The following is a 13,479-nucleotide window of genomic DNA, read 5'->3' as shown; positions in this document are numbered from 1 at the left end:
TCATGGCAGGACCGCTAAGCCATATCAAAGTACTTGACCTTAGCCGTGTTCTTGCGGGTCCGTGGTCCACACAGATCCTGGGGGATATGGGCGCGGAAGTTATTAAAATAGAGCGTCCCAGTGTTGGTGACGATACCCGTCACTGGGGACCTCCATTTCAAAAAAACAATGATGGCAGCCAAGGTGATGCCGCTTATTTCCTTTGTGCGAACCGAAATAAAAAATCACTGTTTATTGATATTACCACCCCACAGGGGCAGGCCGAAATTCAAAATCTTGTCACCAATGCTGATATTGTCGTTGAGAATTATAAAGTTGGCGGGCTAAAAAAATATGGACTTGATTATGACAGCCTAAAAGCGCTTAATCCCGGACTTATTTATTGTTCCATAACCGGATTTGGACAAACCGGCCCCTATGCCAACCGGGCGGGTTATGATTTCATGATCCAGGCTATGGGCGGAATGATGAGTATCACCGGGGACAGCGATGAAAATGGTGGCGGGCCACAAAAGGTTGGTGTCGCCATTGCCGATATCATGACAGGAATGTATGCAACAATAGGCATTCTGGGTGCTCTTGCCCATCGTGACCAGACAGGGGAAGGACAATATATTGATCTTGCCCTGCTTGACTGTCAGATTGCCATGCTTGCCAACCACACATCCAATTATCTGGTAAGTGGCGACATCCCCAAACGGCATGGAAACGCCCATGTCAGTATTGTCCCCTATCAGACGTTTAAAACAAAAGACGGTGAAATGGTTCTGGCCATTGGCAATGATGTTCAGTTTAAAAATTTTTCCGTACTCACCGGTCAGTCATGGGCGGAAGATGACCGGTATAAAACCAATGCAGCAAGGGTAAAAAATAGAGAGACACTGATTTCAGAAATTAATGCTGTCATCAACCAGAAAACAACAGAAGAATGGATAGATATCCTGGAAAAACACAATGTTCCATGTGGTCCTGTAAATAATCTTGAACAGATATTATCAGACCCTCAGGTCATCAGTCGCAATCTCGTTCGAAGAATAGAAGACGAAGACGGAACAAATACGCCCATCATCGCAAACCCGATTAATTATTCCAAAACGCCGATAGAGTATAAAATATCTCCACCAAAGCTTAAATCTTAAAACGTACCCTGCAGAAAGACAGAATATTCCTTCACATATCGCCAGTTGTTGGTTTCAAGATGATCAAGGTCATTATAGCGAATATGATCCTTATAAACTTTAACATCTGTGGTGTATTTTAGCGGCGTGATATGCTCGAATTTGAAAATAAGCTTATAATCATTCCAGATTTTCAGCTCTGCAAACGCCTCATATAAATCGCCGTTATAGGTGCTGTTAACCTCATTGATCTCATGACGTCCGTTTCTGCTTTTCAAGGTCCCTTTAACACCATATGAGAAACCCCAGTCCGTAATGTCATGGCGATAATTAAAAGTAAAAAGATGAGCGCTTTTCCACTTAAACGGCCGGTGAACGCCGCTGAACTGATCAATGACATCGGAATCTTCCCATGTATGATCAATACTGAATACCGCCTCAGGAATACCGATAAATCCTAGGCGCAGGCTTCCAGTCGTTTTAATACCGTACGAACGCGCTTTCGGGATATTCCCTGATTTGGATACCGGTACAATATCTGCACGGGGAATTGCCACTCCGTTTTCATCATAAAATTCCGTAAAATCAACCAGTTCAATAAAATCTTTTATGTCGCGGTAGAAAAACTCAACCTGTAATGCCCCGGCATCATTTATCAGACGGTGTTCATATGCGATACTATAATTCCATGACTTTTCTGGTACAATCCCTGTATTTCCGAGCCGCAAAACATCATTATTGGTATCATAAGTGGCAACAAAATTCTGGAAATCCAGCTGACTGACTTTCTTTTCCACTGATGCCCGCAACTGGTCACGTCCGGTAACATCGTATCTGAAATCAAGCCGTGGTTTTAAGAAACTGAATTTTTTACTTTTTTCAATATTGGCCCCGATAAGAGGAACAGTCAGCGAGCTGATTTTAGAAAACTCTCCAATAAGTGAGCTTTGCAGAACCATATTGGTAGAAATATTAAGCGTATGATTGGCAAAGGCTTCAAAACGATTTTCTTTCACTGCGACGTCGTCATTCACAGTTACCGTATAAGCTCCCAAATCATAATCTTCATTGGTGAAAATCTTATCAAAATTATTGATGGCTGCTTCACCACCAACCTCAAGAAGCTGATTATCAAAAATGCTCATGGTGAGTGAGCTTCGAACAATTTTTTCTTTTTTGACCCGGTACTCGTTATCACTGAAAACAGGGATATTTCCTGTATCAAATACATTCTGATAAAGTTCATTCTTATCAATTCGGTCCCTGTTTATGATAAAAAGTGTTTTCCAGGTACCAAGCCCATCAAATTTATGGGTATAATCCCCACCGACTTCCCATTTTTGTGAGGTCTGATCCTCGCTCCAGTCCTGAAATGTTCTAGGCGCATTGACCAGTTCACTAAAGCGCGGTTCACGTTTGGTATATTTGCCTGGTTCAAACTGGCCGTTCAAACGAAGCTCGTCACCACTATCCCAACTATAAGAAAGATTGGAATTCAGTCTGATATATTTCATAATATTGTTGGTTTTGCGTTCCTGTATCTCTGTCTTTACACGATCAGGCGTAAAATAAGTATCATCACGGTGTTCTATATGTTGTCCCTGTTTTGCCTCAACCCCGAACATATAATCCAGATTTCCACTGGAGCCGTTATGGGAAACTTGAATATCCGGGGAAAAAGCATAATCTACAGAATATTTTCCGCCTATATTCCAGAAGGTGCTGGATGTGGATGCCCCCTCTTCCATGATAACATTCACGACAAGTCCCTGACTCTGAACATCCAGGTCCCCCGACGCCCCGCGGATAATTTCAACGCGCTGAACTTGTGTTGCTGAGATGCGCTGAAGCGCACTGTTAATATTATTTTCCTTCCCGGCAAGGCGCTTGTTATTAATCAGTATCTGATCGCCACCTGAACCAAAGCCTCGTTCTTGCTGTCCACCCCGGGCCGTGCCACCGCCATTGTTATTACGGTTATTACTGTCCAGAATTGCCTGAACTCCAGGCACTCTCTGCAACATATCAAGAAGCGTTACCGGATCATATTTGGTAAAATAATCTTTTTCATAAATGACAACTGAATCATCATTTGCCGCAGATTGTGCATTGACCATATTTGGCATTGCCGCAATCGAACAGAGCAGTGCGGCCTTAACAAGCTTATTTTTCATTAATTATATACCCGATATTTCGTTTGATGTTACTCTATATCAAAAGAAATATAATAATACCACAAATTTAGGATTAAACTCTCTCTCTGTCATAATAGAGCCTGACAACATGCTCGGCTTCTGCAAAAAACAGCCAACGTTCTGCCATCATGCCAATAAGACAGATCAGAGTAATAATTGGTAAGACAGGATCTCCCCTGTAAAGCATAATTGCCGGGATAATAAAACCAAAGCCCAATGCAATCCAACGCATGAGTGTTCTGCGTTTAGGATCTAAATCATACCCCATTTCACGCTGAAGATAATTTTTCTGTGAGTGGGCAGGCTCAAAAGGTTTTGCTTTACCAAAATCAGGCAGGCCCAGAGCATCTTCGCGCTTATATTTGCCGCGGTGTTTATCAATGGAAATCCAGGTCATAACCTTTACGACCAATGAAATAATAAGCAAAAGAATGACATATAAATAATACTGCCAGTTGGAAAACATAATATAGGCGACCCCGCCGGATGATAAAGCATAAACCTGAAAGCCGATGACCACCCATATATTACGCCATGCCGGAATTGCTTTAAGTGATGCATAAATCATACTGGTGGTAAAAATTGTTACTAATGACCCTATAATTCCGGCTATAGCCATCGGTCCAATCAGATTCTCAAATCCCAGATCAAAATATGTCTGCCCGCAGATAAAAATCATTGGGATAAAAGTCAGGATTGACATAACCCCTTCCCGGCTTAGCCAGGATGATCGCCACTGGCTGAAAGCACGCCAGGCCCGTTCAGGGTGTCCCAAGTGAAATGTTGAAGAAAGAAGTCCGGCACCAACCAATATTATGGATAAAAGAGAGCTCTCTACAATCGATATTTTATCCGGCGCAGTTCCATTAAGAATATTGCCGCAAAGCCAGATAAACAGACCGTAACCCATTCCTGAAAATGTCGTAAATATAATCACTGATAATGCTGGATGCATGTCTTTATCCTGTAAAATCCAATTTTGCCCATTTGAGCAAAGCATCTTTAACTGTTGCTACTTTTGGTGTCAGCCTTCTGTCTTCGTGCTTTTCCCTTTTGCGTGGTGGAAGATACTTATTAACCGGTTTGGTTTCCATCTCCGGGAATAATTCACGGCCATCATATTCTGCTGCCAGCTTTGAAACATTGGACTCCGGGTCGGCAAAATCACCAAAATGCCGCGCACCGGCGGGGCAGGTTGAAACACAGGACGGTAGCCGCCGATCTAACGGAATATTTTCATCATAAATTTTATCAATACAAAGCGTGCATTTCTGCATGACACCGGCAGACGTATCATATTCGCGTGCCCCGTAAGGACAGGCCCATGAACAAAGCTTGCAACCGATACAGACATCAGGATTAACAAGTACGATGCCGTCTTCCGATCTTTTTAACGAAGCACCGGTTGGACATACTGTTACGCAAGGCGCATCTTCGCAATGCAGACAGGATTTAGGGAAATAAACCGTACGATCCGCTTCTTTTTCTTTTTTGAACTCATAACTATGGATACGGTTATACCAGACACCACTTGGATCATCACCGTAAGGTTTTAAATCCTCCATCGGGCCGGTTATACCACCTGTGTTCCATTCTTTACAATTTACCGCGCAGGCATGGCAGCCAACGCAGACGTTAAGATCTATCAGCAACCCCAGTTTTTTATCTGTTTTATCCGGAAGACTTGTCATTTCGAGCTCTCCCTTTTCGTACCAAGCGATCTTTCCTCCTGCTCAAAGGACATATCTTTTTTAAATCCATAATTCAGCACATCCGGGCGGTCGAATTTATCGTAAAACTTTACCGGATCAAGAAGCGGCGAAGTCCGGTCTTTCTTCTGATCATCAGCCCGCTCGACTTTAACCCGCGTGTCAAACCATGCACCCTGCCCGGTGACAGGATCTGAATTTGACCTTGTCTCGCCTTCATCTGTTTTCAGATTTTCTGATATGACATGATTGAGCAGAAAGGCTTTTTTAAATTCTGGTGAATTTTCATCAAGTGCCCAAGCCCCACGCCTTTTACCGATGGCATTCCAGGTCCAGACAGTCGCTTCATTTAGACCATCCATATATTTTGCCTGAACCTTTACTTCACCATGCGGACTTCTAACCCAGACCCAATCCAGATCATCAATATTCCTGCTTTTTGCCCAGCGGCTGTTTACATAAAGATAATTCTGAGCAGTAAGCTGCCTTAACCATGCGTTCTGCCCTCCCCATGAATGATACATATGGGCCGGGCGCTGGGTCAGTGCCGTCAATGGATAGTTTTTGCTGTTACTGTCAACCTGTTCCTGAACCGGGTACCATGTTGGCACCGGATTAAAATATTTTCTGATCCGCTCTCTGGCATGTTTTGGCGGCACGTGCTCTCCATGCCCTTCTGCCGCCAGATGAAATTTCTGTAGCATTTCATTATAAACATTCAGAACAATCGGCTCCGGCGCCCCCATCCAGCCCATTTTGGTTGCGGTCTCATGATAGGCTTTATTGGCAAAACGGTTATATTGTTCTTTTTCATCCAGTTCGAATTCCCAGTAACAGCCATTTTCAATATATTTTTTAAGCTGATTTTCATTGGGTGCACCTTTGCCCTGACTTAGGCCATCCTCTCCGCGCCAGCCAGAAAGAGGGCCTACCCCCGGTGCCCGTTCGTGGTGCGTAAGATAATCGCTATAGCCACCTGGATATAATGGTTCACCTTTATCATCAACCATACCCGGAAGCCCGAGCCTGGCTCCCAAATCAAGCACAACATCCTGGAACGGTCTTACATCGCGATCAGGCTCAACGACCGGCTGCCTGATCGAATCTGCTGCAGCCTCTGCCGTACCGATGGGCCTGTCTAGCATTGAAATGGCGTCCCAGCGTTCAAGGTAAGTGGTATCCGGCAGGATCAGGTCGGCATAGGGCACCGTTTCTGAATAAAAAGCATCTGAATAAATAATGTAAGGAATTTTATAGTCACCGGTTTCAGGGTCTTTATCAGTCATATATTTAATGGCATTACCAACATTCATTGATGAATTCCAGGCCATATTGGCCATATACATCATCAGTACATCTATTTTATAGGGGTCCCCTGCCCACGCATTATGCAGAACCATATGCATCATTCCGTGGATAGCGAGCGGATATTCCCAGGAAAAGGCTTTATCAAGTCGGGTTGGCTCCCCTTTTTCATCAACAGCCAGGTCTTCCGGTCCAGCCGGAAAGCCAAGTGGCTCAAGAGAAAGACTTTCATTTGGTCCGGCAGACTGCTTTGCCATTTTTTTATGGGGCGGTGTCGGACGGGGAAAAGGTGGCTTATATCTGAATGAACCAGGGCGATCAATTGCCCCCAGTAACATTTGCAGCAGATGAAGCATCCGGCATGTTTCAAAACCGTTTTTATGGGCAGCTATGCCACGCATTGCATGAAAAGAAACCGGACGGACAACTGTTTTTTTATGCTTATTGCCGTAACTGTCAGTCCAAGGAATATTCAGACATTCTTCATCTGCAAAAGCAGCTTCAGCCAATTCGGCGGCAATACGTTCAATATCATGGGCAGGAATGCCGGTCTGTTTAGATACTTTTTCAGGCTCATATTTTTCGCCCAGAAACTCCTGAATGATATATTGAAACGCAGGCACCACTTTTGTCCCGTCATCAAGTTGAAAGTCCCCTACCAAAGCCGGCTTTGATTTTCCAACTTTCATGGTGGTTATTTTTACAACGGACTGATCAAAGCAGAGGGAATTTCCTTCACCGTCTCTCGCAAATAATCCATTATTCTCAGCCCCGGGATTGTCAATGACCAGCCACGGACTATTGGTATATCGAATGAGAAAATCCCAGTCTATTTTCTCCGCTTTTAAAAGCTCGGAAATCAATGCCCCGATAAACAAACCGTCTGTACCCGGCCTTATACCGAGCCATTCATCGGCAATTGCCGCATAGCCTGACTGCACCGGATTAACCGATACATATTTTGTCCCAATACGGGATTTAATGGTGCCAATACCCTTTTTAATCGGGTTACTGTCATGATCTTCCGCAACACCAAACATCATGAAATATTTTGTCTTATGCCAATCCGGCTCCCCAAATTCCCAGAATGACCCCCCAATCGTATAAAGACCTGCAGCGGCCATATTTACCGAACAGAAACCACCATGGGCCGCGTAATTATGGGTACCAAATTTGGCTGAGAACCATCCGGTAAGCGCCTGACTTTGATCGCGTCCGGTAAAAAATGCCAAGCGCTTGGGGTCTTTTTCACGAACAGCTCTAAGCTTCCCGGTCGCAATTTCCATGGCCTCATCCCATGAAATTTCTTCAAATTCACCGCTTCCCCTTGGCCCCACTCTTTTAAGAGGTGACGTCAGGCGGGCCGGCGAATAATGCTGCATGATACCCGCGGACCCTTTGGCGCAAAGAACTCCTTTGTTCACAGGGTGGTCAGGATTCCCTTCAATATATTTCACTCGTCCGTCTTTTAGATGCACATTAATGCCACAACGACAGGCACACATATAACATGTTGTTGTTTTAATGGTATTTTTGATTCTAGCCGTCATTAAATTTGACCGAAATTTTTAACATTTATCGTTTCAATAATCAGAAGTCTTCCCCTTAATATTCTTATGAAGCCTACCATAAAAAAATTCAGTTTGTTTTTTTATTTTTAACATAATTTTTAATTTGATTAGTACAATTAACCAAAAATGCTTCCATGTTAGTAATTTATTCTATTAATATACCTTATATTAGTAAGTAACTAGGTTAAAATTAGAAACAATATAATCTTTAGTCTAATAAGATCACTTTCTAGCTAGACGAGTATATAGCGTTATGATATTACGTTCCAAAAATTATATTGACAATGATTCTTAATAAATGTACGCACTGCATACATAAACAAATCGTTATATATACATCAAACAGTAAATATAATAACTTAAGTGAAGTGAGGAGAACTCAGTGGTATTTTCCAATAAATCTATTATTGCCTTGTCGTTAGCAACTCTAATGTCAACGACAGCATTGGCACAACAAGCTACATCGGATGATAATTCCTCTACCGTCGTCTATGAAGAGAGCTATTTTACACAGTTTAAACCAATTACTCTGCATGATATGCTCCGTAGCGTACCGGGCACTGCAGCACTTCTGGCACAAGCGGATGAAGAGCTCACTGGCCGCCGCGTTCGCGGATTTGGCTCCGATGGGGACCAAATTTTGATAGACGGAAAAAGAATTTCAGGCAAAGCAAATTCTCTTGGTCTTCAACTGAAACGTATTCAGGCAAGTCAGGTAAGTCATATTGAATTAATCCGTGGTACAAAAGCCGGTCTTGACGTACAAAGTGAGGGCTTGATTATCAATGTTGTTATGAAAGCAAATGCTTCAAAATCCAATACAGTATGGACGGCGGGTGGTGCCTATGTAGAAGGGGGCGGTGTTGATCCGCTTGCAAAAGTAACCCACACTGGTGAAACCGGTAATTTAAAATATTTATTTGGTGCTGATTTTGCTTTCGAGGAAACACGCCAGAATTTTGCCGATACAATTTATAATAACGTTGGTGCTCTGGCACAAAGTAATGCTTTAAGTAGCAATAAAGACCGGAAAAAATTATTCTTAAACAGCAACCTTGAATATAATGCAGAAAATGGTGATATTTTCCGCCTTAATGGTCAGCTGGAGTTTGATGGTGATGATACAATCGAAACAGATCATCAGAATCTTGTTCTGGCCAATAATACCCGCCTGGTTGTGAGGGATCGTGAGCACAGGCCTTTCCATTGGGAATTCGGGGGGGATTACCAACACCGTTTTGAAGACCTTGGACTTCTTAAAACATTGTTTGTGATAAATCATGGGGTGCATGATTGGGATACGCTATTCCAAGGGGCATTAAATGGTGCAACACTTGCCACGACAAGTTCAAATTTTTCTGAGCGCGACCATGGTGAAAAAATCATACGTTCATCCTTAACCAACACATTTGCTGAAAAGCATACTATTGAGGTCGGTGGTGAAGTCGCCATTAATGATGTTAGAACAACCAACACTAGCAGAAACGCGACTGGTGTCGTTAATCCAAATACACGAAGCGATATTGGCGTTCAGGAAGTTCGCTTTCAGGCATTTGGTAGTCATAACTACACATTCTCACCTAATGTCTCTTTACAAAGTTCATTGAATGCAGAATGGTCTGAAATTACGCAAAAAGATAATATCAATGCCGCGAACCCGGATTTTAGCCGGAATTTCTTCTACCTAAAACCACGTATGAACCTTCGCTATGACGTAGATGAACAAAATCAGATCCGTGTAACGGTTGAAAGAAAAATCAGCCAGCTGGATTTTGGAGATTTCGGAAATAAATTTGACGTAGAAGATAATGAAGTCGATGCCGGTAACCCTCTACTTCGTCCGGAAGATACCTGGGAGTTTTCAGTTGCATATGAAAACAGATTTGTAGACGATCAGGGATCAATATCTATCAAGGGTTTTTATAATAAAATCCGTGACCATATTGCAAAAATTGGCAAGCCCGATCCAATTGCAAATCCAACAAATGATTACCAGATGGCTGTACTGTCGCTTCCAGGCAATATTGGTAATGCCAAAGAATATGGTGTAGAATTTAACGGTAGCTGGCGGCTGAAAGCAATTGAGCTTCCAAATGCTATTATCAGTGGTAAATATATATTACGTGAAACCGATGTACTTGATCCGTTCACACTTTTGCATCGTCCGATCGAATATAAACAAAAGCATGAATGGTTGATCACTTTCCAACATGATATGGTTGAGCAAGGGACATCATATGGATTTAACATAACAAATAAAGCACCTATGAATGGTATCGGCTTCAGGACAGACGTCATAGAACATTGGGAAAAAACAGTTAATCCAAAAGCTTCATTATATATTGAACAAAAAGTATTTGGAGATATGAAACTAAGATTCGACCTTAAAAACATTCTGAAAGCTAAGAATGGCTATCACTTAACAAAATATGTTGGAAATATTTCAAATGGCGTTGTTGATTATAACGAGCTTAGAAAAGCTTCATCACAACGCGTGTATCAGTTAACCCTTCAAGGGACGTTCTAATATCTAATATCTAATATCTAATATAAACTTTTAAACTAAACTATTAGCCGGATCAGTCAAAATTGATCCGGCTTTTTTATTGTCAACTTTACAGGCCCATTTTCTTCAACCATAATAATCTGACAAATTATGAGGGAGAAGAAAATGCGCGCAATTATGACCATCATGCTTATGCTTTTGTCATTTAGCACCACAGTATCAGCTCAACAGGACAGCAAAAAAATAGCGTCTTTGAAGGAAGATGTTTCAAAGCATGTTGAAAATAATAAAAAACTTATCCAGGAAATTGTGGATAGTCTGTTTAGTTTTTCAGAACTGGGATTTCAGGAGTTTGAAACGCAACGGTATGTAGGAAATCTTCTGGAAGAAAACGGGTTCAGTGTAAAAAAGGGGGTTGCAGGCTTACCGTCCGGATGGTGGGCCACATGGGGTTCCGGTCATCCTGTCATTGCACTTGGTACTGATGTTGACGGCATCCCAAAAGCGTCCCAGAAACCGGGGGTGGCCTATAAAGATCCGCTGATTGAGGGGGCGCCCGGCCACGGTGAGGGTCATAATTCGGGAATGGCGGTGCATATTGCCGCCGCCCTTGCCTTAAAAGAGGTAATGGAAAGGGATAATATTCCCGGGACAATTGTAATCTGGCCCGGCATTGCCGAAGAACTTCTGGCTGGCAAAGCTTTTTTTACGCGTGAAGGCATGTTTGAAGGCGTTGATGCCGTATTATTTGCCCATGTGGGCAGTTCACTTGCCGTATCATGGGGGGCCGCCCGTGGCACCGGGTTAATATCGGTTGAATATACATTTAAGGGGGAAAGTTCCCACAGCGCCGTTGCCCCATGGAAAGGAAAAAGTGCTCTTGATGCTGTTGAACTGATGAATGCAGGCTGGAATGCCCGACGCGAACATCTTCACCCACTTCAAAGATCACATTATATTATTTCCGACGGCGGTGATCAGCCCAATGTCGTACCACAGACGGCCTCAGTCTGGTATTATATAAGGGAAATGACGGCGGAAAATATTCTGGAAAATTTTGAGAAACTAAACAAAACAGCGGACGGTGCTGCTTTAATGACCGATACAACAGTCAGCCACCGGGTTGTTGGTGGGGCATGGCCACGTCATTACAACAAACCCATCGCGGAAGCCGTTAATGAAAATATGAATGCCGTTGGTATGCCCGTCTGGGATGATAAGGATCAGGCATTTGCCAAAGCCGTACAAGCGCTGGCCGATACTGAACAAAAAGGGCTTGAAACGGAAATAGCTGGCATTCAGGGGCCCTCCGAATATCCGGTTAGTGGCGGCTCAGATGATATTGGTGATATTTCCTGGCTGGTTCCAACCATTACACTGAATTATCCTGCCAATATCAGTAATCTTGGTGGACATAATTGGAAAAATACAATTGCTATGGCCACGCCCGTAGCCCATAAGGGCTCACTGGCCGGGGCAAAGGTGATTGCGAGAACAATGGTCGATCTACTTTTAAAACCGGACCTGCTTAGCGAAGCCCAAAAATATTTTAATGAAGTTCAACTAGCTGAAACCACCTATGTGCCTTTTATCAGCGCAACAGAGAAGCCCGCTATTGAAAAGAATGTTGATATAATGGCCAAATTCAAACCACAGCTTAAAGAGCTTTACTATGATCCCACTAAATATGACACATATATGGAACAGCTCGGAATAACTTACCCGACTTTGCCTGAATAATAATTTTCTCAAGAAGGCGGTTTATAAAACCGCCTTCTTTTTAAGTCTTTCATTGATAAAATAAAGAAGTGAACCCACCACAATAAAACTGATCAGATATTTCCAGCTTAAAAACTCAGACTGAGAGATCGCAAAAAAACAAACCAGCAGACCAATGAAAGGAATAATATATCCGCCTGGTATTTTCAGTGAATTTTCCTCAGTCTCAGGATCAGCATTTTTTCTGACATTCGGTAGGGCAATAATGCAAATGGAATAGGCGATTAACCTGGCAAGCGTTCCCGCGATGGCAAGGTAAACAAAGGTCCCTGAGACAGCCAGTATAAAAACAAAAACTGACTGAAAAATTATGGAATTGGCAGGAGTACAATATTTATCATTTACTTTCCCAAACCACATCGGCAGTGACCCATAATGCGCCATACCGAAAGTAGAGCGTGATGCAAATATTGCAATGCCAGCAACGTTACCTAATATAGAGAAAATCGCAGTCAGGATAACAATTATGCCGCCTATCGGTCCCATAAGACTTTCTCCCAGTCCTATGAGCGGGGCACTTCCCTCAATCTCCGGTGCAACTGTAACGTAAACCAGCTGAAGCATAAAATAGATTACAGTCACGATGATAAAAACAGTTAATAAAGCACGGGGAATTGTTCTTTTGGCATTCTTTGTTTCCCCGGCAGACGCCAGTACGGATTCAAACCCTGTAAAAGAAAAGAAAATTAATAAAATAACCGCATTGGCATTTTCAATTTCCGGCATTTCCGGCGGCACCAGATTTTCCGGTGCGATATATTGAAGTCCGAGCAGAATAAGTAGAAAAATAGGAACCAGCTTAAAAAGAGTAAAAATATTGATGACATGAATAGCGCGCTTTATACCAAGAATATTTATAATCGAAAGACTGGCAACAACGATAAAAATCATAATGTTTCTGATCATTCCCGGAGATGCGCCATCCCAAAGATATGCCATATAATCAAATAAAAGATTTACATTTGCTGCAAAGGCTGCAACGCGCCCTACATAAAAAAGCCATCCCGTTTGAAACCCAAGTAGAGGACCAAATGCCGTTGATACATATGCAACAGGCCCACCGGTTGAGCTGAAATAGCTGGAGAGTGCTGCAAAGGGCCAAACAACTGTTAAAATTAAGATGCCGAAAATCAGGAATAGCCATGGACTAAATGTGCCCGCCACTTCCGCAAGCCTTCCAGGCAGGCCAAAAATTCCGGCACCTATTATGCCGTTTAAGACCAGAAATCCTGCTGCAAGCATTCCAATATCGCGTTTTAATTTTGCCTCTTCACTCATGCATTATTCCGACCATTC

Annotated in this window: 8 protein-coding genes; 3 read left to right on the top strand and 5 right to left on the bottom strand. The window is 42.8% G+C overall.

Annotated elements, in window-relative coordinates:
* Nucleotides 1-2 precede the first annotated feature (2 nt).
* Nucleotides 3-1,139 (top strand): CaiB/BaiF CoA-transferase family protein, encoded by a 1,137-nt coding sequence (locus R3D86_06990; GenBank protein MEZ5757949.1) that lies wholly within the window; start codon nt 3-5, stop codon nt 1,137-1,139.
* Here the strand turns inward: R3D86_06990 and R3D86_06985 are convergent.
* The 4 genes from R3D86_06985 to R3D86_06970 form a co-directional block, all read right to left on the bottom strand.
* Nucleotides 1,136-3,292 carry a TonB-dependent receptor plug domain-containing protein gene (locus tag R3D86_06985; protein MEZ5757948.1) on the bottom strand — a complete coding sequence of 719 codons (2,157 nt, stop codon included), beginning with the start codon at nt 3,290-3,292 and terminating at the stop codon, nt 1,136-1,138. The two genes, R3D86_06990 and R3D86_06985, sit on opposite strands and share 4 nt — an antisense overlap.
* A gap of 73 nt (nt 3,293-3,365) precedes the next feature.
* A complete protein-coding gene (locus R3D86_06980; GenBank protein ID MEZ5757947.1) occupies nt 3,366-4,268 on the bottom strand; it encodes a DmsC/YnfH family molybdoenzyme membrane anchor subunit in 903 nt (300 codons plus the stop codon).
* 4 nt (nt 4,269-4,272) lie between these two features.
* On the bottom strand, nt 4,273-5,004 hold the full coding sequence (locus R3D86_06975) for a 4Fe-4S dicluster domain-containing protein (GenBank protein ID MEZ5757946.1): 732 nt from the start codon (nt 5,002-5,004) through the stop codon (nt 4,273-4,275).
* The gene (locus R3D86_06970) at nt 5,001-7,877 is read right to left on the bottom strand and encodes a molybdopterin-dependent oxidoreductase (protein MEZ5757945.1); all 2,877 of its coding nucleotides are present in this window, start codon (nt 7,875-7,877) and stop codon (nt 5,001-5,003) included. The genes R3D86_06975 and R3D86_06970 overlap by 4 nt, the downstream gene beginning before the upstream one ends.
* 403 nt (nt 7,878-8,280) lie before the next feature.
* Between R3D86_06970 and R3D86_06965 the strand changes: the two genes are divergently transcribed.
* Complete coding sequence (locus tag R3D86_06965) at nt 8,281-10,425, top strand: TonB-dependent receptor (GenBank protein ID MEZ5757944.1); 2,145 nt, start codon at nt 8,281-8,283, stop codon at nt 10,423-10,425.
* 144 nt (nt 10,426-10,569) lie between these two features.
* Nucleotides 10,570-12,144, top strand: coding sequence for an amidohydrolase (locus R3D86_06960; protein ID MEZ5757943.1), 1,575 nt, complete (start codon nt 10,570-10,572; stop codon nt 12,142-12,144).
* Nucleotides 12,145-12,165: 21 nt separating this feature from the next.
* Here the strand turns inward: R3D86_06960 and R3D86_06955 are convergent, their stop codons facing one another.
* On the bottom strand, nt 12,166-13,461 hold the full coding sequence (locus R3D86_06955) for an APC family permease (protein ID MEZ5757942.1): 1,296 nt from the start codon (nt 13,459-13,461) through the stop codon (nt 12,166-12,168).
* Between the last annotated feature and the right edge of the window lie 18 nt (nt 13,462-13,479).

The organism is Emcibacteraceae bacterium, assembly GCA_041396985.1.
GTDB lineage: Bacteria > Pseudomonadota > Alphaproteobacteria > Sphingomonadales > Emcibacteraceae > Pseudemcibacter.
The sequence above is the reverse complement of the archived record's forward strand: the minus strand, read 5'-3'. Positions and strand labels throughout refer to the sequence as shown.

What these genes read in the sequence shown, in the direction of transcription:
- R3D86_06955 (MEZ5757942.1), bottom strand. Translation starts at nt 13,461, where the DNA reads ATGAGTGAAGAGGCAAAATTAAAACGCGATATTGGAATGCTTGCAGCA.
- R3D86_06975 (MEZ5757946.1), bottom strand. Translation starts at nt 5,004, where the DNA reads ATGACAAGTCTTCCGGATAAAACAGATAAAAAACTGGGGTTGCTGATA.
- R3D86_06990 (MEZ5757949.1), top strand. Translation starts at nt 3, where the DNA reads ATGGCAGGACCGCTAAGCCATATCAAAGTACTTGACCTTAGCCGTGTT.
- R3D86_06980 (MEZ5757947.1), bottom strand. Translation starts at nt 4,268, where the DNA reads ATGCATCCAGCATTATCAGTGATTATATTTACGACATTTTCAGGAATG.
- R3D86_06970 (MEZ5757945.1), bottom strand. Translation starts at nt 7,877, where the DNA reads ATGACGGCTAGAATCAAAAATACCATTAAAACAACAACATGTTATATG.
- R3D86_06985 (MEZ5757948.1), bottom strand. Translation starts at nt 3,292, where the DNA reads ATGAAAAATAAGCTTGTTAAGGCCGCACTGCTCTGTTCGATTGCGGCA.
- R3D86_06960 (MEZ5757943.1), top strand. Translation starts at nt 10,570, where the DNA reads ATGCGCGCAATTATGACCATCATGCTTATGCTTTTGTCATTTAGCACC.